This window comes from Pseudomonas sp. TH31 (assembly GCF_016650815.1).
Lineage (GTDB): Bacteria > Pseudomonadota > Gammaproteobacteria > Pseudomonadales > Pseudomonadaceae > Aquipseudomonas.
The window spans coordinates 201,090-227,067 of record NZ_JAEKEZ010000034.1 but is presented as its reverse complement, the minus strand read 5'-3'; the positions used below and the strand labels follow the sequence as shown (position 1 = coordinate 227,067).

The 25,978-nt window shown below is 59.6% G+C and carries 19 protein-coding genes and 4 pseudogenes; 17 read left to right on the top strand and 6 right to left on the bottom strand.

All coding sequences use genetic code 11. The annotated features are described in order from the left end of the window. Positions 1-9: 9 nt before the first annotated feature. Both JFV26_RS29505 and JFV26_RS29500 read right to left on the bottom strand, forming a co-directional pair. Positions 10-831, bottom strand: coding sequence for an HpcH/HpaI aldolase/citrate lyase family protein (locus tag JFV26_RS29505; RefSeq protein WP_201197183.1), 822 nt, complete (start codon positions 829-831; stop codon positions 10-12). After that, on the bottom strand, positions 831-2,036 hold the full coding sequence (locus tag JFV26_RS29500) for a CaiB/BaiF CoA transferase family protein (RefSeq protein ID WP_201197182.1): 1,206 nt from the start codon (positions 2,034-2,036) through the stop codon (positions 831-833). The genes JFV26_RS29505 and JFV26_RS29500 overlap by 1 nt, the downstream gene beginning before the upstream one ends. Positions 2,037-2,350: 314 nt before the next feature. On the opposite strand from JFV26_RS29500, the gene JFV26_RS29495 reads away from it, so the two are divergent. Both JFV26_RS29495 and JFV26_RS29490 read left to right on the top strand, forming a co-directional pair. Further along, entirely contained in the window at positions 2,351-3,280 is a 930-nt protein-coding gene (locus JFV26_RS29495; protein ID WP_201197252.1) for a LysR family transcriptional regulator, read from the top strand. A gap of 703 nt (positions 3,281-3,983) precedes the next feature. Further along, the gene (locus JFV26_RS29490; protein ID WP_201197181.1) at positions 3,984-5,168 is read left to right on the top strand and encodes an MFS transporter; all 1,185 of its coding nucleotides are present in this window, start codon (positions 3,984-3,986) and stop codon (positions 5,166-5,168) included. Positions 5,169-5,435: 267 nt separating this feature from the next. Here JFV26_RS29490 and JFV26_RS29485 read toward each other — a convergent pair whose 3' ends face one another. The 3 genes and pseudogenes from JFV26_RS29485 to JFV26_RS29475 form a co-directional block, all read right to left on the bottom strand. Next, positions 5,436-5,834 (bottom strand): DUF5329 domain-containing protein, encoded by a 399-nt coding sequence (locus JFV26_RS29485; RefSeq protein ID WP_201197180.1) that lies wholly within the window; start codon positions 5,832-5,834, stop codon positions 5,436-5,438. Between the two features lie 55 nt (positions 5,835-5,889). Beyond that, positions 5,890-7,457: pseudogene (locus tag JFV26_RS29480) on the bottom strand (phospholipase D family protein). Positions 7,458-7,865: 408 nt separating this feature from the next. Next, a complete protein-coding gene (locus JFV26_RS29475; RefSeq protein ID WP_201197179.1) occupies positions 7,866-8,639 on the bottom strand; it encodes an AraC family transcriptional regulator in 774 nt (257 codons plus the stop codon). Positions 8,640-8,917: 278 nt separating this feature from the next. Between JFV26_RS29475 and JFV26_RS29470 the strand changes: the two genes are divergently transcribed. From JFV26_RS29470 to JFV26_RS29405, 14 genes and pseudogenes are all read left to right on the top strand, one after another. Then, positions 8,918-10,564 (top strand): APC family permease, encoded by a 1,647-nt coding sequence (locus JFV26_RS29470; protein ID WP_201197178.1) that lies wholly within the window; start codon positions 8,918-8,920, stop codon positions 10,562-10,564. A 30-nt stretch (positions 10,565-10,594) separates the two neighbouring features. Then, the gene (locus tag JFV26_RS29465) at positions 10,595-11,521 is read left to right on the top strand and encodes a 4-hydroxyproline epimerase (RefSeq protein ID WP_201197177.1); all 927 of its coding nucleotides are present in this window, start codon (positions 10,595-10,597) and stop codon (positions 11,519-11,521) included. A gap of 56 nt (positions 11,522-11,577) precedes the next feature. Next, positions 11,578-12,525, top strand: coding sequence for a dihydrodipicolinate synthase family protein (locus JFV26_RS29460; protein WP_201197176.1), 948 nt, complete (start codon positions 11,578-11,580; stop codon positions 12,523-12,525). 77 nt (positions 12,526-12,602) lie between these two features. Beyond that, complete coding sequence (locus tag JFV26_RS29455) at positions 12,603-14,192, top strand: aldehyde dehydrogenase (NADP(+)) (RefSeq protein WP_201197175.1); 1,590 nt, start codon at positions 12,603-12,605, stop codon at positions 14,190-14,192. Continuing rightward, positions 14,185-15,462, top strand: coding sequence for an NAD(P)/FAD-dependent oxidoreductase (locus JFV26_RS29450; RefSeq protein ID WP_201197174.1), 1,278 nt, complete (start codon positions 14,185-14,187; stop codon positions 15,460-15,462). The genes JFV26_RS29455 and JFV26_RS29450 overlap by 8 nt, the downstream gene beginning before the upstream one ends. Positions 15,463-15,853: 391 nt before the next feature. After that, positions 15,854-16,714 carry a CAP domain-containing protein gene (locus JFV26_RS29445; protein ID WP_201197173.1) on the top strand — a complete coding sequence of 287 codons (861 nt, stop codon included), beginning with the start codon at positions 15,854-15,856 and terminating at the stop codon, positions 16,712-16,714. A gap of 204 nt (positions 16,715-16,918) precedes the next feature. Further along, positions 16,919-18,234 (top strand): annotated as a pseudogene (locus JFV26_RS29440) (MFS transporter). A 247-nt stretch (positions 18,235-18,481) separates the two neighbouring features. Next, a complete protein-coding gene (locus tag JFV26_RS29435; RefSeq protein ID WP_201197172.1) occupies positions 18,482-19,258 on the top strand; it encodes an ABC transporter substrate-binding protein in 777 nt (258 codons plus the stop codon). Positions 19,259-19,350: 92 nt separating this feature from the next. Continuing rightward, entirely contained in the window at positions 19,351-20,040 is a 690-nt protein-coding gene (locus JFV26_RS29430; protein ID WP_201197171.1) for an ABC transporter permease, read from the top strand. 16 nt (positions 20,041-20,056) lie between these two features. Next, a complete protein-coding gene (locus JFV26_RS29425) occupies positions 20,057-20,752 on the top strand; it encodes an ABC transporter permease (protein WP_446739955.1) in 696 nt (231 codons plus the stop codon). Positions 20,753-20,761: 9 nt separating this feature from the next. Further along, positions 20,762-21,874, top strand: coding sequence for a succinylglutamate desuccinylase/aspartoacylase family protein (locus JFV26_RS29420; RefSeq protein WP_201197170.1), 1,113 nt, complete (start codon positions 20,762-20,764; stop codon positions 21,872-21,874). 19 nt (positions 21,875-21,893) lie between these two features. Then, positions 21,894-22,658 (top strand): ABC transporter ATP-binding protein, encoded by a 765-nt coding sequence (locus tag JFV26_RS29415; RefSeq protein WP_201197169.1) that lies wholly within the window; start codon positions 21,894-21,896, stop codon positions 22,656-22,658. An 85-nt stretch (positions 22,659-22,743) separates the two neighbouring features. Continuing rightward, positions 22,744-23,646 (top strand): annotated as a pseudogene (locus tag JFV26_RS29410) (MurR/RpiR family transcriptional regulator); the annotation flags it as partial. 33 nt (positions 23,647-23,679) lie between these two features. Continuing rightward, the gene (locus JFV26_RS29405; RefSeq protein ID WP_201197250.1) at positions 23,680-24,204 is read left to right on the top strand and encodes a GNAT family N-acetyltransferase; all 525 of its coding nucleotides are present in this window, start codon (positions 23,680-23,682) and stop codon (positions 24,202-24,204) included. On the opposite strand, the gene JFV26_RS29400 is transcribed toward JFV26_RS29405, so the two are convergent. After that, positions 24,192-24,935 carry an SDR family NAD(P)-dependent oxidoreductase gene (locus JFV26_RS29400; protein WP_201197168.1) on the bottom strand — a complete coding sequence of 248 codons (744 nt, stop codon included), beginning with the start codon at positions 24,933-24,935 and terminating at the stop codon, positions 24,192-24,194. The two genes, JFV26_RS29405 and JFV26_RS29400, sit on opposite strands and share 13 nt — an antisense overlap. 139 nt (positions 24,936-25,074) lie before the next feature. Between JFV26_RS29400 and JFV26_RS29395 the strand changes: the two are divergent. After that, positions 25,075-25,967: pseudogene (locus JFV26_RS29395) on the top strand (AraC family transcriptional regulator N-terminal domain-containing protein). Positions 25,968-25,978 lie beyond the last annotated feature (11 nt).

The window sequence follows — 25,978 nt, the reverse complement described above, 5'->3', positions numbered from 1 at the left end:
CGAGGTAATTCAGGAGGAGTAGAACGCGACTATGCGCCGTGCCTCGGCAATGACCGGCGCGTCGATCATCTTTGCGTCGAGCCTGAAGGCCCCAGGAGCGTTCTGTGCTGCGTCGATGACGCGCCGAGCCCAATCGATCTCCCCTTGAGAAGGCGTGAACACCTCATGGATCACCGCTACCTGACTTGGGTGAATGGCGAGCATCCCCGCAAACCCCAAATCGCGGGCGTCCTGCGCGAATGAACGTAGCGCGGCCGGATCGCCGATATTGGGAAACACCGTGTCGAGCGGTTTCGCCAGATGATGGACTGCGCTATTGACCAAGAGCTGATAGCGCACTTGATCAAAGATACGGTAGGCCGCACCGCTAGCAGCGCGCAGCCCAAGATCGAAGGCGAGGTCGAGCGCACCGAAAGTCAGACGCTGCACCGCAGGCGCTGCCGAGATCGCTTTCAGGTTTGCAAGACCGAGCGCGCTTTCGATCAGTGGCCAGACTGGCTTCTCGGATTTGGCGACGACATGAATCTGCTCTAGCGTTTCCGCCTTGGCAAGCAGCACCGCAGCGACACCTCGATGACTGGCACAAAAGTCGATGTCATCACGATGCATGCGGTGGCCTGAAGCGTTGATGCGCACGACAACCGAGGTGCCTGGATTTTCAGTCAGGTAAGTTGCCAGGTGATCACGGGCTTGAGCTTTGAGTTCTTCCTCGACGGCGTCCTCAAAGTCCACGATGACGATGTCGGCGCCACTCGCGATTGCCTTCGAAAACCGTTCAGGCCGACTGCCAGGAACAAACAGTGCGCTTCGCAGAATGCTATCCAATTGCATCACACCGCCTCCGCCTGCTTGAGATGGTTGATATCGGCAGCCTGATAGCCCAGTTCCGAGAGGATCGACTCAGTGTGCTCGCCCAACGCCGGCACGGGATCCATACGAGGCGTGAACGCCGAATTAGTGCCTGGCGGGAGTAGCGCCGGGATAGTACCGGATGGGCTCCCGACCTCCGTCCAGCGCCCTCGAGCCTGGAGTTGCGGGTGCTTCCAGACATCGTGCATATCGTTGACCTTAGCATTTGCGATCGGAGCATCGTCCAATCGGGCTACGACTTCGTCAGTGGTCAACTCTGAGAATGCTTTGACAATGATCGCGCGCAACGGATCGCGATTTTCAGAGCGCTTGGTATTTGAAATGAATCGCTCGTCAGTAAGCAGCGGTGTCTGAAGCAGTACCTTTTCGCAAAACAGAGCCCACTCGCGCTCATTTTGCAGGCCCAGCATTACAGTGCCGCCGTCGCCCACTGGAAACGGTCCATAGGGGTAGATTGTGGAGTGGGAGGCGCCAGCTCTCGCGGGAGGTTGGGCATTGTCGAAGGAGTAGTAGAGAGGGTATCCCATCCATTCAACAAGACTTTCGAGCATGCTGACGTCGACCCAACTCCCAGTTCCGGTTTTCTCTCGCAACAGCAGGGCAGACAGGACTCCTGTGTAGGCGTACATGCCGGCGGCGATGTCTGCGATCGAACAACCGGCCTTCGCCAGCTCGGCGGCACCGGGGCCGCCGGTCACCGACAAAAATCCGCTCTCACTCTGGATCAGCAGGTCATAGGCCTTCTTCTGTTCATAGGGCCCACCCTCCCCATACCCGGAAATGTCGCAGACGATGAGGCGTGGAAAGCGGGCATGAAGCTCTTCAAAAGAGAGCCCCATTCTGGCAGCAGCTCCTGGCGCGAGGTTTTGAACGAACACGTCGGCTTTCTCCAGCAACTGATCGAGAATGGACTGAGCGCCTTCTTTTTTCAGATCAAGGGAAAGGCTCTCCTTTGAGCGATTGGTCCATACAAAATGAGAGGCAAGGCCCTTGGTGCGGGTGTCATAAGCGCGCGCAAAATCACCGACACCTGGCCGCTCGACCTTGATGACTCGGGCACCCAGGTCTGCCAATTGCCGAGTACAAAATGGCGCTGCAATGGCGTGTTCCAAACTCACAACAGTGATGCCATCAAGCGGGCGGGCAGGAGATTTTTGGGTAGGCATTATTAATCCTCAAGCTAACGCTGAAGCCAAGTGCCTGAGGCCGACGCCCTGCACACCGACTTTAATATTCGTGGATTTGAAACGCCTGGCCGTTGAGGCCAGGAAGCGCACAATCTGCAGAGGCAGGAACAACCTCACAGCCTCCTCACGATGAATAGCAACTAATGGGAGTGCTGAAGGTTCAAAGGCCATCACTATCGCCAAGAAGTTGTCGTTCTGGCCCGATCATGAGAGGCTCTTGATGTTCTGTGAAGTTGCGTTTTCCAAACAGTGCGTTTAGCTGTGACGAACGATTAACGACCCTGGGGCTGCAAATGCATCTTGATTTAACCGACCTAAAACTCTTCATCCACATTGCTGAAGCACAAAAGCTGAGCCAAGGCGCAAAACGGGCCTTCTTGTCACCGGCTGCTGCCAGCGTTCGGATCAAAGCAATGGAGTACCAGCTCAACTCACAGCTGTTCTACCGGGACAGCAAAGGCGTAGAACTCACGGATGCGGGGCAGCGCTTACTCAAGCACGCCAGGTTGATCATGGGGCAAGTGGGCTATCTGAAAGCCGAATTTGCAGAGTATTCGGAAGGTACTTCTGGCCACATTCGCATCTTTGCCAACAGCACTGCCGTCACGGAATTTCTGCCAGAGATCCTGGCTGGATTCTTGGCCAAGAATGCTGGAGTAACGGTCGATCTGCAGGAACGAATGTCACGGGACATTGTGCGAGGCGTTCTGGATGGCTCTACGGACATGGGCATCATTGCAGGGCCGATCACTGCCAAGGGGCTTCAGGCAATACATTTCAGCACCGACAAGCTGGTTGTTATCGTACCGAGCGGCCACGAGCTGGACATCGCCAGCCCGGTCAGGCTCTCCGATACCTTGAAGTTCCACCAGGTAGGGCTTCATGCCGGCAGTACCTTGCAGGACTTCGTGAAGGAGCAGGCGGAAAAACTGGGCACTCACGTCAACTGGAGAATCCAAGTATCCAGTTTTGAGTCGATCTGCCGAATGGTGGAAGCAGGAGTTGGAATAGGCGTCATCCCGGAATCGGCAGCAAAACGGCATAGCAAGACCATGAACTTGTCTATTCTGGCTTTGGATGAGCCGTGGGCAGTGAGGGAAAGAAGCATTCTGGTACGCGACTTCGACGCGCTCCCTGGGTGCATCAAGGCGTTGATAACGATTATGAAGCCGCAAGCTCAGATTTCAGCGAGCGACAATGTCGATCATTCGGCGGACGCGTAGATCCGCTGGGTAGCGGATATTGACACTGGAAGATCCCCTCCTGCATGCGCAGGACTCATTGGGCCCGTTACTCTTGCAAAGCTGGCCGGGCTCGTTTCAGTGCTCATCAAAGACCTCTGTGGATGACAGTGGGTGTTAACAATTGCAAACCCCAGGATTAGAAGCGTTGTGATTTAGTTAACACCCTGTTTGGGAGAAGTAGATTCCCTACGGGTTGCTGGGAGTACACACTGACAGTGCGGCAAGGATTTAGCCCCGCAGCAGGCTGCTATTCAAAGGTATCGAGATAATCCTTTATCACTTCTAATAATGTGATTGTTTATGCCTGCACTCACTTTATGCATAAAGCAAGAGTGCGCGAAATCTATCAACCCCACTTTAAATAAATCCATTACTACGCTTCAGAGAAATAATCGTCCGAACGCCATTAGTGCAGTTGTATGTTCAGCAGTGATTTCTTGAGACATGCCTAAGCATAGATTGACTAGTTTGGCTCTGGATAAACCTATGAAACATCTCCAGACCTATGGAGCTGACAGCGTTGATTTTTTGCGCGATTAATCAGAGCCAGTGAAGAGAACGTTATACGTCGCAAACTTTAAGCAAACGACGCTCCTAAAACATTATAATAATTAGCTGGTGACATATGACCCACACAAATATAACGGGCACAGCCTTGGGCGTTAAACGCTGGCAAGTAATCATGCCCGCCGTAATGATTATGTACACGATCTCGTTCTTCGATCGTGCAAATATCGCCATGGCCTTGCCTTATATGGCTGTGGATTTAAATCTGACCCCGGTAGAAGCCGGTTGGATTGGCGCTGCCTTTGCCTGGGGCTATGTGATCACTCAGGTGCTCGGCGCTTTTCTGGCTCTGCGCTTTGGCTCGCGACGGCTAATCGGGTGGTGCCTTTTCCTTTTCGGGGCTGCCGCCATCGCCACCGGTTTCGCTCGTACAAGCGAAGAGATTATGGCCATGCGGTTCATTCTTGGTCTTGCCGAAGGCCCGATCTATGCAGCGGTGTCGATGCTCTTGGCGCAATGGTTTATTAAACCTGAGCGCGGCCGTGCCTTTGGCATCTGGAACCTTGCCGTACCTCTAGGCGGCTTTCTTGCCGGCCCTGTCTCCGGGGCCATTCTTGCGCATTACGACTGGCGTTTGATGCTGATCATCGAAGGCGTGCCAGCCTGGCTGTTTTGTCTGGTCTGGTTTGTAATGATCCCACCCAACTTGCAGGCAGCGAAGTGGCTACCTGACGCTGACAGGAATGCCATAGAAGCAGAACTTGCGGCGGAACAGAACAGCCATGGTCATGCTCAGTCTGACACGTGGTGGAAAGTGTTCAACGAGCCGGTGGTATGGCTGTTGACGTTAGGTTTTGGGCTAAGCAACATCCTGCTGTATGGCATCACCTTGTGGCTGCCAACCATCCTCAAATCCTATAGCGACCTGAACGAATTCGTGATCGGTGTGCTATCGGGGGCCCCTTTTCTGATGACCATGCTTGGCGTCTGGTACATCACCCGACGCTCCGATAGGCATAATCAAGAACGCCGACTGCACGCAGCGATTCCGACGGTGATTACCGGACTGATCATGCTCTGTGCCGCCTTCGTGCCAACACACTTGTACTGGCTGCAGATTGCTCTGTTTATCGCAATGGGCTTTACGCTGAAAATGCTGACGCCACTCGTATTCTCACGATTAACCGAGATTTTTCCGATTCGAAAGGCTATCCCGGCAGTTGCGGTGGTCAGCGGGGAGGAACCTTCATCGGCCAACTCCTTGGCCCGCTTCTGGTTGGATACGCCCGGTCCTTCTCTTCGGACTACCGCACATCGCTGTTACTGCTGGGGGTCTGTGCTGTTGCCGGAGGTTTCGTGATTTTGATGGCGAAAACAGCCGCCGAGAAGAAAGCGGCCCCAAAGCAGGTCGCTGATACTCAGCTAAGCGACCCTGAAGCTAGCCAGCGATGACGCCTCTGGCGTCCCGTGACGCTCGTACTTAAAGGCAGATCGGGACGCCTCCGTTCACCCACCAAATGGTAACTGTCTGGCCAACACACTGTCCTTGCCCCCAACTCTTAGGGCGGTGGTGCCTTCGACTTGCCGCTAACCGGATATCCAGTCGGTGATGAGGGCTGGCACAAAATCAATGAAGTTGCCGTTGCCTCTGTAGTTCCCGCTTCAACCAGATGCTTGCCGGTTCTACGCCTTCCGAACATCGCACCTCATAGGCGCGGCCACTCATGCTGCTTTCAGTGGCAGCAAGATCGATGAAGTCTTCTGCACTGTTCACCATGTTCTTGCCTTCGAGATAATTCAGCTTCTTTTCCAGATGCGCCCGAGCGCGGGGACCTGGGTATTCGCTCCCGTTGCGCACAAACTGACACTCACTGTGTTCGACAAAATCCAGCAAGCCCTTTATCTCTTGAGTGGTTTGAGGTGTGGCTTGAGCCTGCACATCAGTGACGATTGCGATGAGGCTAATGCCTGCAGCGATCATCAATTGGCTGATAAGCCGCGCCGTGCCACCTATCCACATCCGCATGATTCATCCTCGTTCTGAACGTTAAATGAATGAAGTTACCGCCAAAATTTTTTCGCTATAACATTTTTTCCAGCCCGATCCAGCTGCTGAGCCACGAACTGAAGCGTCGCCACCAACTCCCCGGCTCCGTGGTCAACGTATGCTGTTTGCCGTCATCCTCGGTGACCCAGACCAGCTGTGTCTTTTCCAGCAGGACATGATAACTGAGAGGTGGAGCCATACCTTCCAGGGCCAGCTCGCGCACCCGTCCGGCGAGTTGCGGATTATCCACCAACACCCCGACTTCGGTGTTCCACAATAATGAGCGCGAGTCGAAATTTAACGAACCGATAAAAGCTTTCTGCTGGTCGAAAATCATCGCTTTGCTATGCAGGCTGGAATCGGAACTATTGGAAAATCCGCTGTGAAACAGGTGTGGTCCGCTGTCGCCATTGTCGCCGGACTGGCGGCGTAATTCGAACAACTGCACACCATGCTCCAGCAAGGTCTTGCGATAAGGGGCGTAACCACCGTGCGCAGCGGGCACATCGGTGGCTTCCAGTGAGTTGGTCAGCAAGCTGATCGACACGCCAGCGTCGGCACGACTGGTCAAGTACACCAACCCCGGTTGGCCGGGCACCATGTAGGCGGAAACCATGATCAGCTCCCTGGTGACCCCGTTAAGCTCGGGTGCCAACTGGGTGGTCAACAGCAAGTACGGGGCTGGTTCGCCCTTCGACAAGACCTTACTCGGTGCATCCCACATCGCCTTGTTCCAGGCCCAGATCAGCTCGCGGCGCCAGACATGCAGACGTGGGTGAGTGGTGTAGGTCGTCAACTGTTGGTAGAGAGCATGATTCTGTTTACGCGTTTCCTCCAGGGATTCGTCCAGTCGGGTCCGGGTATTTTTCAGGTCCTTGGTTGTCGGCTTGGTTGAGAGAAACTGCTCTATCGGCGTGCTCAGAGCACTGTTCCAATACTGGTCAAAACTATGCCCCAACTGTTCTGCAACCGGGCCGACACTGAGCATGTCGATGTCGGTGAAATTCTTGTTGGGTTCGGCATCGAAATACTCGTCCCCCAAATTGCGCCCTCCGACGATTGCCACGCTGTTGTCCGCCACCCACAATTTGTTGTGCATGCGCCTGTGCTGCTGCGACAGGTTGAACAGCCGGCCCATCGTTCGCGTCACGACGGTGCTGCGGCCCAGATGCAGTGGATTAAACACGCGGACATGAATCTGCGGGTGGGCAGCCAGCGTCGCGATAATTCGGTCCAGGTCATCGCTGGTCGTGTCATCGAGCAGAATCCGCACGCGGACTCCGCGGTCGGCGGCGTCAAGCAGTTCGCTCACCAGTATCCGCGTACTGATGCCGTCGTGGACGATGTAATACTGCAAGTCGAGGCTGCTTTGGGCGTTACGGATCAGCTCGGCGCGGGCTGTGAAAGCCTCGGCACTATCGGATAGCAAGCGAAAGCCCGATTGGCCCTGATGGGGGCTACCTGGGCCTGGATAGAACGACCGAACGCCGAATCGCTCGCAGGCAAGGCCTGACTGGTTTCGTGAGGGACATCGAGTGTCGTACAGCCGCCAAACAGCAACGCGAGCAACAGAAGAGCCAGCAGGGGCTGTTTGATACTCACGGAGCATACTCCGGGTGGTAGCGATCAGGGATGCCGGATTCCGAAGAATGGTCAGTTGGTACCCATCAGCATTCTGGTCGTATCGACCTTACGCACTGTATCTTCGATCTGCGGTGTTGTTTTTGGAGCCTAGTTCATCCGCTGGCAACTGAAGTATTTGCCCCAGGCGGAAAAGATATTACCGACAGCAATCGGTAAGAAAAAACCAACTGCCAAAGGTTATGAAAATGACACCGCGACTCATTTTCGTATCCACCCCTTCATTCAGAAGGATCGCTTGGAACCAGTAAACATTGTCAGCCGACTTATTGATTGGCTATGTCAGCTATGGGTTGTGGATTTCTGACAGTCGCCGTCACCGTCTAATATCAATGCCCTAAAAAATCAGAACTCATCCCCTCACCCCCCTCACCGCCCCGTAGCCTGCCGATACTCCCGCGGACTAAAACCGGTCGATGCCTTGAACTGCCGAGTAAACGCACTGTGGTCGGTATACCCACACTGCAATGCAACCTCGGTGATCGGAATATCGGTATGGAGCAAACGATGCGCATGCTCCAGCCGGACCTTTTGAATCATCTGCCGGGGCGTCAGGTGGAACACACGCTTGCAGTATCTTTCCAGCTGGGCCACTGAAATACCGGCAATCCGTGTCAGTTCGCCCAGGGTGACGCGGCGATTGAAATTGGCGCGGATGTATTCGTCGACGGCGGCCAGACGCTGGTAAGCCGGGTGCGTGTCGCTGGCCGATTGCAGGTCAACCGAGATCCCTGCGAGGCCGATGATTACACCGTTGCGGTTGTACAACGGGCGTTTGTGCGTCAGGCACCAACCGGGTTCTCGACTGCCGTACAAGTGCAGCTCGAGTTGGTCTTCCAGGACCAGGCCTTGCTCCAGAACACGTCGATCCTGTTCGGTATAACCGGGCCCCAGTTGCGCTGGAAAGACCTCGGCACTGGTTTTCCCGAGCAAGGGTTGCAGCTGTTTCAATCCACAGCGCTGAACCAGCGTGCGATTGGCCATGACGTAACGCGCTTGGGTGTCTTTGATAAAGATCGCGGCATTCGGAATGACATCCAGCATCGGCAACAGCAGTGCCACGCCCGCCAGTAACTCTTCGATGGTTTCAGGACGACTCAAGTCGTTTCCCTGGCACAGGATCGCAAAGGCGTTCTGCGTCATGAATCTCACTCTCCCACTGTCCGCCAGGCGAAAGGTCGCGCCTGTGTCGAGACACCTGCCCTTCAGACTGCCCCAAGGTCGACGCCCTGTCGAGCTTGCAGCGATGCACCCGGTACAGGCTGAAACGCGGCAATGTGACCCCGGCCAGCCCTTCAAAACTGTGCCGATTTCGTCATCGACACTTATGGAAAACATCAATCACACACCTGCCGACACGTTCACTCTATGGCCATTGCATGCACACCTGCCTATCCAATAACTCACAAGAAGGCGACGCTATGTCAGGCAAAGGCAAGTTCAAAAAACAACTTTCGTTGATGGACCTTACGTTCATCGGATTGGGCGCGATCTTCGGCTCCGGCTGGTTGTTCGCGGCCAGTCACGTTTCCGCTATCGCGGGGCCGGCCGGGATCTTTTCCTGGCTGCTGGGCGGTTTTGCCGTCCTGCTGCTGGGCATTGTCTACTGCGAGTTGGGTGCAGCGCTGCCGCGTGCCGGTGGTGTGGTGCGCTACCCGGTTTACTCCCATGGCCCGTTGCTGGGTTACTTGATGGGTTTCATCACGCTGATCGCCTTCACCAGCCTGGTGGCGATCGAAGTTGTTGCCTCTCGCCAGTATGCCGCGGCCTGGTTTCCCGAGCTGACGAAGGCCGGTTCCAGCGATCCGACGATCATTGGCTGGCTCATGCAATTCGCCCTGCTCTGCCTGTTCTTCATGCTCAACTATCGCAGCGTGAAGACCTTCGCCATGGCCAATAACCTGGTCAGCGTGTTCAAGTTCATCGTCCCGCTGCTGGTGATTGGCGTGCTGTTCACCTTCTTCAAACCGGAAAACCTCCACGCCCAGGGCTTCGCGCCATTCGGCCTGTCGGGCGTCGAGATGGCGGTGTCTGCTGGTGGCGTCATTTTCGCTTACCTCGGATTGACGCCGATCATCTCGGTGGCCAGTGAAGTGAAGAATCCACAACGGACCATTCCAATTGCACTGATCTTGTCCGTGCTGCTTTCCACCTTGATTTATGTGTTGTTGCAGGTGGCTTTTCTCGGCGGCGTGCCGAGCGAAATGTTGGCCAACGGCTGGGCCGGCGTTGCCAAGGAATTGTCCCTGCCGTATCGCGACATTGCCCTGGCACTCGGCGTGGGTTGGTTGGCCTATCTGGTGGTCGCCGACGCGGTGATCTCCCCCAGCGGTTGCGGCAACATCTACATGAACGCCACACCGCGAGTGATCTACGGCTGGGCGCAAACCGGTACGTTCTTCAAGGTGTTCACCCGCATTGACGAAAAATCCGGCATCCCGCGCCCGGCGCTGTGGCTGACCTTTGCCTTGTCGGTGTTCTGGACCCTGCCCTTCCCGTCCTGGGAAGCCCTGATCAACGTCGTCTCTGCTGCGCTGGTGTTGAGCTACGCCGTCGCTCCGGTGTCGGTGGCGGCACTGCGCCGCAATGCGCCAGATATGCCGCGTCCGTTCCGGGTGAAGTGGATGGGCGTACTCGGTCCACTGTCGTTCGTCATCGCCGCGCTGATCGTTTACTGGTCGGGTTGGGACACCGTGTCCTGGCTACTTGGACTGCAGATTCTGATGTTCGTGGTCTACCTGTTGTGCGGTCGCTTCGTCCCGACTCAACACCTCAGCCTCGCCCAGCAAATCCGCTCATCCGCGTGGCTGATCGGCTTCTACGCCGTGACCATCGTGCTGTCCAAGCTCGGCAGTTTTGGTGGCCTGGGCGTGCTCAGTCATCCCTTCGACACTGTGGTCGTGGCGGCCTTCGCGTTGGGGATTTATTGCTGGGGCGCAGCCACCGGGGTACCGGCGCATCTGGTTCGTCTGGAAGACGAGGACGATGAAAGCGAAGCCGAACTGCCACTTGCCGGCACACCATCAGGACTGCGCCCGGTCAGTGCGCGCACCCAGGCTTCTTCCTGACATTCAGGCTCTCGTCCAAAGGATAGGTTTATGAAAAAAGTCCATGTCATTGACTCCCACACCGGCGGCGAACCGACTCGGTTGGTGATGCAAGGCTTTCCCCAGTTGCCGGGCCAGACCATGGTCGAAAAGCGCGATGCCCTGCGCGATCAGCATGATCAATGGCGTCGTGCCTGCCTGCTGGAGCCCCGTGGCAACGATGTACTGGTCGGCGCGTTGTACTGCGAACCGGTGTCGCCGGATGCCACTTGCGGCGTGATTTTCTTCAACAACGCCGGCTACCTCGGCATGTGCGGCCACGGCACCATCGGCCTGGTCAACTCATTGCACTACCTGGGGCACATCGCTCCGGGTGTGCACAAGATCGACACGCCGGTCGGACCGGTCGATGCCACATTGCATGAAGACGGCAGCGTGACCCTGCGCAATGTGCCCGCCTACCGTTATCGCCAACAGGTACCGGTCGAAGTGCCTGGACACGGCCGGGTGTATGGCGATATCGCCTGGGGCGGCAACTGGTTTTTCCTGGTCTCGGATCACGGGCAAGCCTTGCAATTCGACAATGTCGAGGCGCTCACCGAGTACACCTGGGCGATGCTCAAGGCCCTGGAAGCCCAAGGCATTCATGGCGAAGACGGCGCGCTTATCGACCATGTCGAACTGTTTGCCGACGACGCTCAGGCCGACAGCCGCAACTTCGTCATGTGCCCGGGCAAGGCCTACGACCGCTCGCCTTGCGGCACCGGCACCAGCGCCAAACTCGCGTGCCTGGCCGCCGATGGAAAACTGGCCGCCGGTGAGCCTTGGGTACAAGCGAGCATCACCGCCAGCCAGTTCATCGGCAGCTACGAATGGGACGGCGAGCGCGTCCGCCCGTTCATTACCGGCCAGGCTTTTATGACCGCCGACAGCACCCTGCTGATCGACGAGCAAGATCCGTTCGCGTGGGGCATTTGAGCGACCACGCGGCACCTCACCCTCAATAAATTTGAACGCTTCAAGGAGTGACAACAATGAGCGACAACATCTTCACGGGCTGCATCCCGGCACTGATGACCCCCTGCACCGCCGAGCGCAAACCAGACTTTGACGCGCTGGTGGCCAAGGGTCGCGAACTGATCGATATCGGCATGAGTGCGGTCGTGTACTGCGGCTCCATGGGGGACTGGCCGCTGCTCACCGAAGCCGAGCGTCAGGAAGGTGTGGCACGGCTGGTCGCTGCGGGCATTGCGACCATCGTCGGTACCGGGGCCGTGAACAGCCGCGAGGCGATTTCCCACGCGGCACATGCGGCCAAAGTCGGCGCCCATGGCTTGATGGTTATTCCCCGTGTTCTCTCACGCGGTGCCTCGCCGGCCGCGCAAAAAGCTCACTTCGCCGCGATTCTGAACGCTGCGCCAAAGCTTCCATCGGTGATCTACAACAGCCCTTATTACGGTTTCGCGACCCGCGCCGATCTGTTCTTTGAACTGCGCCGCGAACACCCGAACCTGATCGGCTTCAAGGAGTTCGGCGGTGCCGCCGACTTGCGCTACGCCGCCGAGAACATCACGTCCCAGGACGACAACGTCACCTTGATGGTCGGTGTCGATACGCAAGTGGTCCATGGTTTCGTCAACTGCAATGCGACCGGTGCGATTACCGGCATCGGCAACGCGCTGCCACGGGAAGTACTGCAACTGGTGGCCCTGAGCAAGCAAGCGGCCAAAGGTGATGCCAAGGCCCGACGCCTGGCCCGGGAGCTGGAATCTGCGCTGGCCGTGTTGTCGTCGTTCGATGAAGGCTGCGACCTGGTGCTCTATTACAAGCACCTGATGGTGCTCAATGGCGATCAGGAGTACACCCTGCATTTCAACGAGACCGATGTACTCAGCGATGCCCAGCGTCATTACGCCGAGAACCAGTACACGCTGTTCCGCCAGTGGTACAAAAACTGGTCGGCAGAACAGAACGTCGCCTGACCGTAGCCCGTGTTCGTGCCCGCTGCGCAACACTCCTGTTGCGCCGTTGGGCCCACCCTTTTTCCCAGGAAAGCGCCATGACTCTGACAGGGCAAATGCTGATCGGTCAGCACGCCATTACCGGTACTCGCGAAGCGATCCGGGCGATCGATCCCGCCACCGACAAACCGCTCGATCCGGCCTATCCGGGCGGCACCGACGAGCACGTCAAACAAGCGTGCGCGTTGGCGTGGGCAGCCTTCGACAGCTATCGCGAAACGCCACTGGCGACCCGCGCGCACTTTCTTGAAGCGATGGCCGATGAGATCGAAGCCCTTGGCGATGAACTGATCGAGCGCGCGGTCGCCGAGACAGGTCTGCCGCGACCACGCATCCAGGGTGAACGTGGCCGCACCTGCCAGCAACTGCGAACCTTTGCCCGCACCGTGCGTGCCGGCGAATGGCTGGATGTGCGCGTCGACACCGCACTGCCGGAACGCCAGCCCCAGCCACGCCCGGACCTGCGTCAGCGTCAGATTCCGCTGGGGCCGGTGGCGGTGTTCGGCGCCAGCAATTTTCCGCTGGCCTTCTCCGTTGCCGGCGGTGACACCGCCTCGGCATTGGCCGCCGGCTGCCCGGTGATCGTCAAGGCCCACGGCGCTCACCCCGGCACCAGCGAACTGGTTGGCCGCGCAGTGGCTCGTGCCGTGAAAAAATGTGGCCTGCACGAAGGTGTGTTTTCGTTGTTGTTCGGCTCTGGCCGCGAAGTGGGGATCGCCTTGGTCACCGACTCGCGCATCAAGGCTGTCGGTTTCACCGGCTCGCGCAGTGGCGGCAGCGCTTTGTGCAAGGCAGCCCAGGCGCGGCCCGAGCCGATTCCGGTGTATGCGGAAATGAGTTCGATCAACCCGGTCCTGCTGTTCCCGGCGGCGCTTCACAGCCGAGGCGAAACGCTGGCGCAGGGATTCGTTACCTCCCTGACCCAGGGTGCCGGCCAGTTCTGCACCAACCCGGGTCTGGTGATTGCCCGCCAAAGCCCGGCACTGGCGCGTTTCATCAAGACTGCTGCGGACCTGGTTCAGCGCAGCCCGGCGCAAACCATGCTCACCCCCGGCATCTTCAATGCTTATGAGGCCGGCGTGGGCGCGTTGCTCGAACATGCCCGCGCCAAGGCGGCGGCTATTGGACTGAGGGGCGAAACCCCGAACCAATGCCAGGCTCATTTGTTCGTCACCCAGGCGCAGGATTTTCTCGCCGACCCAGCCTTGCAGGCGGAGATGTTCGGTGCTGCGTCGTTGGTTGTGCAATGTGCCGACGACAACGAAATCCGTCAGGTTATCGAGCATCTGGAAGGCCAGCTGACCGCAACCCTGCATCTGGACGACGCCGATCTGGACAGCGCCAGAACATTGCTGCCAGTGCTGGAGCGCAAGGCCGGACGCCTGTTGATCAACGGCTGGCCAACCGGGGTCGAGGTGAGCGATGCCATGGTCCATGGCGGCCCCTTCCCGGCCACCTCCGACTCACGCACAACCTCGGTCGGCACCGCCGCCATCCTGCGATTCCTGCGCCCGGTCTGCTACCAGGACTTCCCTGACACTTTGTTGCCTGCAGCGCTCAAACACAGTAATCCGCTGCAACTGCGGCGCCTGCTCGATGGCCAAAGAGAAGCCCAGGACAATGTCTAACAACGCCACTTCAAACACCCCGCACGACATTGCCGTGGTTGGCGCCGGGATTATCGGCGTTGCCTGCGCCCTGCGGCTGGCGCGCCAGGGTCTGCGAGTGGTCGTGATCGACCAGCAAGCCCCCGGCCACGGCGCCTCGTTTGGCAACGCCGGGCATCTGGCGACCGAGCAGGTATTTCCCATCGCGGACCTGTCCATCCTCAAACGCCTGCCCGGCATGCTCCTGGACCCGATGGGCCCGCTGCGCCTGGACTGGAAATACATGCCGCGTGCCTTGCCGTGGTTCACGCGCCTGTTGTTGAACCTGCGCCCGGCGCCCTTCCAGCGTACCGTCGCCGGCCTGCGCGCGCTCAACGAAAGCAGCCTTGGCGCATGGCAGCGGTTGTTGGCGGATATCGACCGTCCCGATTTGCTGCGCGAAGACGGCTCGTTGCTGGTGTTCGAGCGGCCCGAATCGCGTCAGGCGATCGAAGCACTGCAAGCCCGCATGCGCCAACAAGAGGTGCCGGTCGATTACTGGCAGGCCGAGGCCGTCCGCGCGAAGGCCCCGCAACTCAGCGAGCGGATTCTGGGTGGATTGTTCTATCCGGGCACCGGGCATTTTCTCGATCCCTACCGGGTAGTCTGCGAACTGGTACACGCGGCCAAGGCCAGCGGCGTGCAGTTCCTGAAGCAGCAGGTCCAGGGCGGGCACCTGCATGAGCGCGGTGTTTCACTGATCACCGACCAAGGGAATCTGACGGCCCGCCAGGTGTTGATCGCCTGCGGCGCGCACTCGGCGAAACTCACCGCCACGCTGACCGGCAAGAAGGTCCCGCTGGACACCGAACGCGGCTATCACCTGATGCTGCCCCATGAGCATGATCGGTTGCCGTTCGCCATCACCTCGCTGGAGCGCAAGTTCATCATGACGCCGATGGCCGATGGGCTGAGGCTGGCCGGCACCGTCGAATTCGCCGGCCTCGACCGCCCGCCGAGCATGGAGCGTGCGTGGCAACTGCATCGCCTGAGCAAAGGCTTGTTCAGCCGCGATTTGAGCGCTGAAGCTGCCACGCCGTGGATGGGCTTTCGCCCTTCTCTGCCGGATTCCCTGCCGATCATCGACCGGGTGTGCGACGGCAAGGTCCTGCTCGCCTTCGGCCACCAGCATTTGGGCCTGACCCAGGCTGCCGTCACCGCCGAGCTTATTGCCCGGATAGCGTCACCTGCGACCGTCACGCCATCACATGGATTGCCAGCATTGGAGCTCTATCGACTGGATCGTTTTTGAAAAAACCTGGAGCCTGACAACAATGCCTGTTCATCTGGATTGCATATAAGGCCGGTACATTATTCAGCATTGATGTTGACTGACACACCGCCATCGCGAGCAGGCTCACTCCCACACTGGATCGGTGGCGTGTACATAACCATCGATCAACACACCCCCCCTGTGGGAGCGAGCCTGCTCGCGATGAGGCCAGCGTATCCAGCATCAATGTCGGCCGACTCTCAGCCTTCGCAAACCGGCTAACTCCCCCAAAATTTGCCACAGTGCCACCATGAACCAGATTTCAAACCCGCAGTCTTAGACCTGCCCTGAAATCCGCTCGCCCCCGCCAGCGCATCCTCAGCCCCATGCTCGTCACTCCCGTTGTCATCTCATCAGAGCCATTCACCCCATGCGCCAAGCCGTCCTGTCCTATCGCGTTGTTTCGCTCTGCCTCATGCCTTTGCTTCCCCTGTTTGCCACGTCCGCCCATGCCAGCGAGGAGCGGCAACTGGTGGCGGACATCAACAACTACCGCGCCCACCCTGGCCGCTGTTCGGTACGTCCGCCCCAATCTCTGCCACCCCTGGCGCTGAAATCGAACCTGGCCTTGCCGATCGGTTACGGCGGCCCGTTGCGCGAGGGCTTGAAGCAGAACGGCTATCAAGCGGTGATGGTGCGCACCATCCGCCTGGTCGGTGCGCAAGATGCCGAAGCAGCGTTCGACATGCTGCAGGGCCGCTACTGCGGGGCGCTGCTCGATGCGCAGTACGCCGACATCGGCATCAGTCGCGCCCGCAGCGAGTGGCAAGTGGTGCTGGCGCAGCCGTTAATCGACAGTCGCATGGGTGACCCGCGAGCCGCGAGCAAGACGTTGCTGGCCGAGGTCAACGCGGCACGGGCAAGACCACGGATGTGCGGTCGCCAGCGTTTCGCCGCCGCCCGGGCGCTGAGTTGGAATGCCGCGTTGGGCGCCGCCGCGCAAGGCCACAGCAAAGCCATGGCCTACGGCAATTACTTCGCACACCAGGACCCCGACGGTGACATGCCGGCGGACCGCGCCAGGGCCGCTGGCTACCGTGGTCGGCAGATCGGCGAGAACATCGCCGCCGGCCAGGGTTCACCGAGCAAGGCGATGGCCGGCTGGCTGGCCAGCCCAGGACACTGCGCCAACTTGATGAACCCGATGTTCACCCAGGTCGGCGCCGCCTTTGCCACCGATACGCGTAGCAACGAAGGCGTCTACTGGACGATGTTATTCGGGGCAAAATGACGCTACAGCCGTCTACAGAAGCGCAATGGATTTAGGTAGAGTGAGGGCCTTGCGCAGCGCCTGCATACGGGGAGTCGGGAAAATGATCAATCAACTGTCGGGCAGGCTCCTTCCTGGCTTGGCCAGTCAAAACTCATGACTCAGCCAGCCTCGAATCTGCCAGACGCCACTCCCGGCAAACTCACCTCGCGTGAGCTTCGCGGGCTGGTGGCGATTCTGGTGTCGATTGCCCTGGCGGTACTCGACACCGCCATCGCCAACACCGCGCTGCCGACCATTGCCGCCGATTTACACGCCTCGCCCGCCGCATCGGTGTGGATCATCAACGCCTACCAACTGGCGGCCGTGGCCACCTTGCTGCCGTTCGCCTCGCTGGGCGGGATCATCGGGCACCGCAAGGTGTTCCTTGGCGGCATTATCCTGTTCGTGGTGGCTTCGGCGCTGTGCGCGCTCGCCTGGTCGCTGCCGACCCTGACCGTCGCCCGCGTCCTCCAAGGCGTCGGCGCCAGTGCGATCATGAGCGTCAATGCCGCGCTGATCGGCTTGATCTTTCCCCGGAACGCCTCGGTCGCGGCCTCGGTTTGAACGCATTGGTGGTCGGCACCTGCTTCGCCGCCGGCCCGACCATTGCCTCGCTGGTGTTGTCGGTCGCCAACTGGCCGTGGCTGTTTTTGATCAACCTGCCCCTGGGCCTGTTTGCCCTGACCTTCGCCTGGAGTTCCTTGCCGACCAGCACACCCAAAGCCCAGGTCTTTGACCGGCCAACAGCGTTGCTCAATGCCATCACCTTCGGCGCGTTGATCTTCGCGTTGAGCCAGGCCGCGCAGTTGGGTTCAATGCACAGCGTGTTGATCGCCCTCATGGTGTTCCTGGTCGCCGGGGCCTTGATGTTGCGCCGAGAATCCGGGCGTCCGGCGCCGATGTTCCCACTGGATTTGCTCAAGCGCCCGATGTTCGCCTTATCGGCGCTGACCGCGTTCTGTTCCTTCGCCACTCAAGGCCTGGCGTTCGTTTCGCTGCCCTTCTTCTTCGAAACAACCCTGGGCCGCGACCCGATCCAGACCGGATTCCTGATGACCCCATGGTCCATCGTCGTGGCGCTTATCGCGCCGGTGGCCGGGCGCCTGTCCGACACCTACCCACCCGGCCTGCTCGGCGGGATCGGCCTGGCCATTCTCAGCGCCGGCATGGTGTCCCTGGCGTTGATGCCGAGTGATCCCGGCGCAATCGAGATCGTGACCCGCATGATCATTTGCGGCATCGGTTTCGGTTTCTTCCAGGCCCCGAACCAGAAAGCCCTGATGACCAGCGCACCTCGGGACCGCTCCAGCGGTGCCAGCGGCACCATCGCCATCGCCCGACTGATCGGCCAGGCAACCGGTGCCGCGTTGGTCGCGCTGAGCTTCGGGATATCCGGCACCCACGGCCCGGTGCTGGCGTTGAGCATTGGTGCTGGGTTTGCGGCGGTGGGCAGTGTCGCGAGTGCACTGCGGTTGGTGACGCGCAACACCAGCACCTGATCCTGACCGACGGTATTCACTTACCCGAACCGCTCTGGAACGCAGTTCCTGACAAACAGCAAAACCCAAAATCCCGGCATGACCGGGATTTTTCACAGATCAATCTGACACGTTTATTTTCATACTATTGATTAATGAAATAATACATGTCATTTATAGCCCCACAAAATCATCAGGACTGCTCCACCGCGCCAACCGGACGGCCCGCACCTGCACCACCCAACGCCCCCTCCAAGGAGTTAACAATATGAACAAGACAGAACTTCTAGGTGCCCTGGCACTGTGCGCCGCAAGCTTCTTCACTCACGCCGACGACGACAGCCTGCGCATCGGTATCGAAGCTGCCTACCCGCCCTTCTCGTACAAGACGCCCGAGGGCAATGTCAGTGGTTTCGACTACGACATCGGCAACGCGCTGTGCGAAGAGATGAAGGTCAAATGTGAGTGGGTGATCCAGGAATTCGACGGCATGATCCCGTCACTCAAAGTGCGCAAGATCGATGCCGTGTTGTCGTCGATGTCGATCACTGAAGACCGGATGAAATCAGTGGACTTCAGCAAAAAGTACTACCACACGCCGGGCAAGTTCGCGATGAAGGCCGGCAATGTGATCAACGACCCGCTGGTGGATCTCAAGGGCAGGAAAGTCGGCGTGCAACGCTCCTCGACCTACGACCGTTTCGCCACCGAGCAGCTTGAAAAAGCCGGGGTCGAAGTGGTGCGCTACGGCTCACAAAACGAAGCCTTCCTCGACCTCGCGTCGGGCCGTCTGGACGCCACCCTCGCCGACATCGTCAACACCAACGAAAGCTTTATCAAAACCCCGGCGGGCAACGGTTTCGTTCTGGTCGGGCCGGACATCAGCGATCCAAAATACTTCGGTCGCGGCGCCGGGATTGCGGTGCGTAAAGGCGACAGCGTGAACATTGCGCGCCTCAACACCGCGATTGATGCGATCCGCACCAACGGCAAGTACCAGCAAGTGATGGCCAAGTACTTCGCGTTCGATATCTACGGCGAATAAGCCCTTACCTGTGACCCTGGCGCCGCCCCGCTAAAGGCGCTGCGCCGGGTTTGTGTCGCGCGCCATTCGGCGCTCGCTTGAGGAACTTCATCATGCTTCACGGCTACGGATCGAGCATTCTCGATGGCGCCTGGCTGACCATCAACCTGGCCCTGACCTCCATGGCCATGGCAATTGCCCTCGGCCTGATTGGCGCAGCGTTTCGCTTGTCGCCGCTCAAATGGCTGGCAATGCTCGGTGAAAGTTACACCACCCTGATTCGCGGCATTCCGGACCTGGTGCTGATCCTGCTGATCTTCTACGGCGGCCAGGACCTGGTGAACCGCCTCGCGTTCGCGTTCGGTTATACCCACTACATCGACATCAATCCGTTCATTGCCGGCGTCTGCACCATGGGCTTCATTTTTGGTGCCTACCTCTCGGAGACTTTTCGCGGTGCCTTCATGGCGATCCCCAAAGGCCAGGCCGAGGCCGGCGCGGCGTACGGCATGAGTGGCGCGCAAGTGTTCTGGCGGATTCTGGTGCCGCAGATGATCCGCTTCGCCATTCCAGGCTTCACCAACAACTGGCTGGTGCTGACCAAATCCACCGCGCTGATCTCGGTAATCGGCCTGCAAGACATGATGTTCAAAGCCAAGAATGCTGCCGATGCGACCCACGAGCCGTTTACGTTTTTCCTCGCGGTGGCGGCGCTGTACCTGATGCTCACCAGCGTGTCGTTGCTGGTGCTGCGCTATCTGGAAAAACACTACTCGGTCGGCATCAAAGCCGCCGAATTGTGATGGGGAGCCACTGCTGATGCTCGACTACAACCTGATCTGGGAAAACCTGCCGCTGTACTTCAACGGCGCGTTGTTGACCCTCAAAGTGCTGCTGATTTCCCTGGCGTTTGGCCTGATGCTGGCCATCCCGCTGGCACTGATGCGCGTGTCCCGCTCACCGCTGCTCAGCTTCCCGGCCTGGCTCTACACCTACGTGATTCGCGGCACACCGATGCTGGTGCAATTGTTCCTGATCTATTACGGCCTGGCGCAGTTCGCCGCCGTGCGGGAGAGCGCGTTGTGGCCGTACCTGTCCAGCGCAACCTTTTGCGCTTGCCTGGCGTTTGCGATCAACACCAGTGCCTACAGCGCCGAACTGCTCGCCGGCAGCCTGAAGTCCACAGCCCACGGCGAGATCGAAGCCGCCAAAGCCATGGGCATGTCGCGCTTGACCCTGTACCGGCGGATTCTGCTGCCATCGGCCTTGCGCCGGGCGCTGCCGCAGTACAGCAACGAAGTGCTGATGATGCTGCAAACCACCAGCCTGGCGTCGATTGTCACGCTGGTGGACATCACCGGAGCGGCGCGAACCGTCAGTTCGCGGTTCTACCTGCCGTTCGAGGCGTTCATTACCGCCGGCCTGATCTACCTGGCCCTGACCTTCATCCTGGTGCGTCTGTTCAAGCTGGCCGAGCGCCGCTGGCTCGCGTACCTGGCACCGCGCAAGCACTAAGGAGCATTTATGGAGCACATTGAATACTTGTTGCCGTGGAGTGCGTCGGGCACTGAACGGCGTCTGTCGCTGTTTCGCTTTGGCAGCGGGCCGCGCAAGGCTTACATCCAGGCGTCCCTGCATGCCGATGAGCTGCCGGGGATGCGCGTGGCGGTTGAACTGAAGCGGCGTCTGCGGGGGCTGGAAGAACAAGGTCGGCTGAACGGGACAATCGAGTTGGTGCCGATGGCCAACCCGATCGGTATCGCCCAGATGTTCCAGGCCACCCATCAAGGTCGCTTCGAGTTTTCCAGCGGCAAGAATTTCAACCGCGACTTCCCGGAGCTGGCCGAAGCCGTGACACCGCTGGTGAAAGATCAACTGGGCGCCGACGCCGACGTCAACACTGCGCTGATCCGCCGCGCCATGGCCGCAGTCCTCGCCGACATGCCGCCCGCGACGTCGGAACTCGATGGCTTGCGCCGGTTATTGCTGCAACATGCCTGCGACGCCGATGTGGTGCTGGACCTGCACTGCGATTTCGAGTCGATCATGCTGCTTTACGCCATGCCGCAAAACTGGCCGCGCCTGCGCTCATTGGCCGCTCGACTCGGTGCCGGCGCCGCCCTGCTGGCCGAAGATGCCGGCGGCAGCGCCTTCGACGAAGCCTGTGCGATCCCTTGGTTGCGGTTGGCCGAACTGTTTCCTGAAGCCGCTATTCCACTGGCCTGCGTCGCTACCACCATCGAGTTGCGCGGCATGGCCGACACCGAGCGCGAGCAATGTGTCGACAACGCCGAGGCCATTCTCGGTTACCTCGCCGAACAAGGCCTGATCAGCGGCGACTGGCCGGCCGCGCCACCGAGCGACTGTGAAGCGACGCCTTTCGCCGGCGCGCAATACGCCTATGCGCCGCACCCCGGCGTGGTGAGTTTCCTGCAACCGCTGGGCGCCCGAGTCAGGGTCGGCGATCCGCTGTTTGAAGTGCTGGATCCGTTGACCGACCGCCACAGCATCGTGCGCGCCAGCACCGACGGCATCCTCTATGCCCGCGAACGCCTGCGCTTTGCCCAGCCAGGTTTGTGGCTGGCCAAAGTCGCCGGCTCCCGCCTTATTCGCCAGGGTCGCTTGCTCAGCGACTGACGCCAGAAGAGTGAACAGCATGTACAAACTTGAAATCCAGAACCTGCACAAAAGCTACGGCTCACACGAAGTACTGAAGGGTGTGTCCCTGGAGGCGAAGGCCGGCGATGTGATCAGCATCATCGGCTCCAGCGGTTCCGGCAAAAGCACCTTTTTGCGCTGTATCAACCTGCTGGAGCAGCCCAACGCCGGCAATATCGTGCTCAACGGCGAACAGCTTAAATTGGTCAGCAACAAGCTCGGCGGACTCAAGGCTGCCGAACCCAAGCAGTTGCAACGCATGCGTTCGCGGTTGTCGATGGTGTTCCAGCACTTCAACCTCTGGTCGCACATGAGCGCACTGGAAAATGTCATGGAAGCCCCGGTGCACGTGCTGGGCATCAGCAAGAAAGAGGCGCGGGAAAAAGCCGAGCACTACCTGAACAAAGTCGGCGTCGCCCAACGCATGGACGCCTGGCCGGCGCACATGTCCGGCGGCGAACAGCAGCGCGTGGCGATTGCCCGGGCGCTGGCGATGGAGCCGCAAGTGATGCTGTTCGACGAACCGACGTCGGCCCTCGACCCGGAACTGGTCGGCGAAGTGCTAAAAGTCATGCAGGACCTGGCCCTCGAAGGCCGGACCATGGTGGTCGTAACCCATGAAATGGGCTTCGCCCGCGAGGTCTCGAATCAATTGGTGTTCCTGCACAAGGGCCAGGTCGGAGAGCGTGGCGACCCGCGTGAGGTGCTGGTCAATCCACAGTCCGAGCGCCTCCGGCAGTTTCTGTCCGGCAGTTTGAAATAGTCGGTCAAACCGGCGCTGCGCACCGACGGTTGGCTTCGGATACACTCCAGCCAACCTTATGCCCTCAGGAACTGTTGAGCCGCACATGCCGACCTCATCGAAAAACACCACGGTCTATGCCGCGCCGGTCATGCGCAAACTGGCGGAAATCGTTGCCGATTTACCGCCGTCGCTGCGCAAGGTCGCGGACTTTATCCTGCGTCACCCGTTGCGAGCGGCGACCTTGACCATCGAAGAGATGGCGCACGAAACCTCGACGTCACCCGCCGCCGTCAACCGCTTGGCCAAAGCCATGGACCTGGGTGGCTACACCGGGATGAAAGCCGAACTGGTCGCGACGTTGCAGCAAATGGTCTCGCCGGTCGACAAGCTGCGCAACGAACTGGCCCATCGGCCAGGCGGCGCGTTTGGCCTGCATGAGCAAATCCAGAGCGCCAGCATCAACCTCGCCACGGCGGCGACCAACAACCATGCCGACACCTTTGAAGCCTTCGTCACCCGACTGACCACCGCGCGCAAAATCTACATCCTCGGCTTTGGCAACAGCGTCTACTTTGCCGGCCTCGCCGCCTCGACCCTGATGCCGTTCTGTGCCGACGCCACGGCGATCAGCATGGAAGGCGGTAACGAAAACGCCGCGTACCGACTGGCGGCGATCACCGATCAGGACGTGTTGCTGGCGATCTCGCTGCCGCGTTATTCCCTCGACACCCTGCAACTCGCGCGCTTCGCCAACGAACGTGGCGCCTCGGTACTGGCGATCACCGACTCCCCCGCCTCGCCGCTCACCAGCATCGCCGAACACACGCTGTTTGCTCCCGCCGACCACCCGGTGTTGACCAGTTCCAATATCGCCGTGCTCGCGTTGATTGAAGGCTTGGTCGCGGGCGTGATGGCGCGCAATAAAGAAGCTGTGAAACTGGCGACCGAACTGACCGAAAGCGTGATGGCTTACCTGCACATCCCTACCAGCGGTAAAACCTCGAAAAATAATGCCGCTCCGACAAGGATTGACCGGACCATGCACAGAACCACCGCGCGATTGATCTTGAGGCCACCGAACGCTGAAGACCTGACTCGCCTGTTCGATATTTACGGCGACCCGGCGACGAATCAGTTCAACCCGGCCGGGCCGCTGGCCGACACTCGTCAGGCTGAAGTGTTGCTCAATGGCTGGCTCAATCACTGGAACGACAACGGCTACGGACAATGGGCGATTTCAACCCGTAAAGCGCCGGACCATGTGCTCGGTTTCGGCGGCATTGCGCTGTACAACTACCGCGACGTACAACGCCTTAACCTGGGCTATCGACTTGACGCCGCCGCGTGGGGCAAGGGCTATGCGACGGAGTTGGGCAGCGCAGCGCTCGAATTCGCCTTTACTGACCTGGAGGCCGAACAGGTTTATGCGTTGGTCAGGCCTGCCCACTCGGCCTCCATCGGTGTGCTGGAAAAAATCGGCATGCAACCCTTCGGTGAGCTGGATGATGTAACGGGGCAACCGCAAAGCCTGGTGTATAAGGCTGAGCGCCTTCAGATGATATAACCGCCAGCAACCTCGATGTTCTGCCCGTTGATCCAGCCACTGTCCTCGGACAACAGCATGGCGACGACCCGCGCGACATCGTCCGGTTCGCCGACGCGACCGAGGGCGGTTTGCGAAGCGAGCAATGCTTCGAATTCATCGTTCAGGCCACCACCCAATTCCGTGCGGATCGCGCCGGGCGAGACGGCATTGGCGCGGATACGCCGCTCACCGAATTCCTTGGCCATGTAGCGGGTCAGCACTTCCAGGCCACCCTTGAACGCGGCGTACGGGGCTACGCCGGCAGTGGCCACGCGGGTGGTCGCGCTGGTCAGGTTGACGATGCTCGCGCCCTCCTCCATCAACGGCAACAGGACCTGGGTCAGGAAGAACGGGCCTTTGAGGTGGACGCCCATCAGGCTGTCGAACTGCGCCTCAGTGACCGTCTCGATCGGGTTGAACAGGCCATGTCCGGCGTTGTTGACCAAGCCTTTCAGGGTCGCCTTCTGCCAGGTCGATTGCAGCGCACGCCGCACCGCCTCGACAAACACACCAAACGAGCCGACATCCCCTACGTCCAGTTCCAACGCCACGGCTTTGCCGCCTTCAGCGTTAATAAGCGCCACGACCGACTCGGCCGCCAGGCGGTTGCTGTTGTAGGTCAGGATGACGCCCATGCCGTGCCGGGCACATAACTGGGCGGTGGCGGCGCCGATGCCGCGACTACCGCCGGTGATCAGGATGACGTTCATATGTTTGCTCCGCTGTGAATGAGGTGAACCACCACGGTAGCGATTGACCTGTCGGCGAGCGCAGCCATTCCTACTCGAAACCTGCCTGTTTCTGCTTTTTGCTTGCGCCGTGGGTGGTCATGGGATCAGATGTCTCCCCATGAACAATCAGCTGAATGAACTTAGAACCCTCGCTGCCTGGGCGGAAAACCGCCGTACCGAGACCGGCATCCCACGGGTGGCAATGGTTCAGGGCGCAATCCCGGAACACCTGCTGGCCGCGGTCTACGAGCCGATGATCAACCTGATACTGACGGGCAGTAAATCGATGACCGTTGGCGACCGCACGCTGCGCTATGACCCGGCGACGTACTTCGTCATGTCCATCGAACTGCCCGCGGTGGGCCAGGTGCATCCGGCCGCGACCGGCGAGCCTTACCTGGCCGTCAGCCTGACGCTCGACCCTGCGGTGGTGGCGAATCTGCTGGCGGACCTTCCCCGGCGGCCGGGCGCCATGAACAGAAAGCCGGTTTCTCGGTCGCTGCAGTCACACCCGAGCTGATGGACGCCTGGGTACGGATGCTGCGATTGATGGATCGGCCGACGGATATTGCGGCGTTGAGCCCAGTCTACGAGCGGGAGATTCTCTATCGGGTGTTGCAGGGCCCCCACGGCGGGATGCTGCGGGAAATCGCCGCGCCCGATTCGGCAATAGCGCGGGTGAGCCTGGCCATCCAGTGGATCCGCCGCGACTTTGCCGAGCCGCTACGGGTGGAGGCGTTGGCGCAGAAAGCGGCGATGAGCGTGTCGGCCTTCCATCGGCACTTCAAAGCCGTAACCAACTTCAGCCCCTTGCAGTATCAAAAGCGCGTTCGACTGCTACAGGCCCGGACGCTGTTGGTGGCCAACGCTAAAAGCGTCACCAGCACAGCCTTCGATGTCGGCTATGAAAGCGCCACCCAGTTCAGTCGCGACTATGCTCTCGTATTCGGTTTACCGCCGGCGCGAGATGCGGCGCGGATCCTGGCCGATATCCGAGGTGCGATCCGCTGAATATGGACTCT

Bases quoted from the DNA above. Each gene is read 5' to 3' on its own strand.
- JFV26_RS29505 (WP_201197183.1), bottom strand. From the start codon at position 831: ATGCAATTGGATAGCATTCTGCGAAGCGCACTGTTTGTTCCTGGCAGT.
- JFV26_RS29500 (WP_201197182.1), bottom strand. From the start codon at position 2,036: ATGCCTACCCAAAAATCTCCTGCCCGCCCGCTTGATGGCATCACTGTT.
- JFV26_RS29495 (WP_201197252.1), top strand. From the start codon at position 2,351: ATGCATCTTGATTTAACCGACCTAAAACTCTTCATCCACATTGCTGAA.
- JFV26_RS29490 (WP_201197181.1), top strand. From the start codon at position 3,984: ATGCCCGCCGTAATGATTATGTACACGATCTCGTTCTTCGATCGTGCA.
- JFV26_RS29485 (WP_201197180.1), bottom strand. From the start codon at position 5,834: ATGCGGATGTGGATAGGTGGCACGGCGCGGCTTATCAGCCAATTGATG.
- JFV26_RS29475 (WP_201197179.1), bottom strand. From the start codon at position 8,639: ATGACGCAGAACGCCTTTGCGATCCTGTGCCAGGGAAACGACTTGAGT.
- JFV26_RS29470 (WP_201197178.1), top strand. From the start codon at position 8,918: ATGTCAGGCAAAGGCAAGTTCAAAAAACAACTTTCGTTGATGGACCTT.
- JFV26_RS29465 (WP_201197177.1), top strand. From the start codon at position 10,595: ATGAAAAAAGTCCATGTCATTGACTCCCACACCGGCGGCGAACCGACT.
- JFV26_RS29460 (WP_201197176.1), top strand. From the start codon at position 11,578: ATGAGCGACAACATCTTCACGGGCTGCATCCCGGCACTGATGACCCCC.
- JFV26_RS29455 (WP_201197175.1), top strand. From the start codon at position 12,603: ATGACTCTGACAGGGCAAATGCTGATCGGTCAGCACGCCATTACCGGT.
- JFV26_RS29450 (WP_201197174.1), top strand. From the start codon at position 14,185: ATGTCTAACAACGCCACTTCAAACACCCCGCACGACATTGCCGTGGTT.
- JFV26_RS29445 (WP_201197173.1), top strand. From the start codon at position 15,854: ATGCGCCAAGCCGTCCTGTCCTATCGCGTTGTTTCGCTCTGCCTCATG.
- JFV26_RS29435 (WP_201197172.1), top strand. From the start codon at position 18,482: ATGAACAAGACAGAACTTCTAGGTGCCCTGGCACTGTGCGCCGCAAGC.
- JFV26_RS29430 (WP_201197171.1), top strand. From the start codon at position 19,351: ATGCTTCACGGCTACGGATCGAGCATTCTCGATGGCGCCTGGCTGACC.
- JFV26_RS29425 (WP_446739955.1), top strand. From the start codon at position 20,057: ATGCTCGACTACAACCTGATCTGGGAAAACCTGCCGCTGTACTTCAAC.
- JFV26_RS29420 (WP_201197170.1), top strand. From the start codon at position 20,762: ATGGAGCACATTGAATACTTGTTGCCGTGGAGTGCGTCGGGCACTGAA.
- JFV26_RS29415 (WP_201197169.1), top strand. From the start codon at position 21,894: ATGTACAAACTTGAAATCCAGAACCTGCACAAAAGCTACGGCTCACAC.
- JFV26_RS29405 (WP_201197250.1), top strand. From the start codon at position 23,680: ATGCACAGAACCACCGCGCGATTGATCTTGAGGCCACCGAACGCTGAA.
- JFV26_RS29400 (WP_201197168.1), bottom strand. From the start codon at position 24,935: ATGAACGTCATCCTGATCACCGGCGGTAGTCGCGGCATCGGCGCCGCC.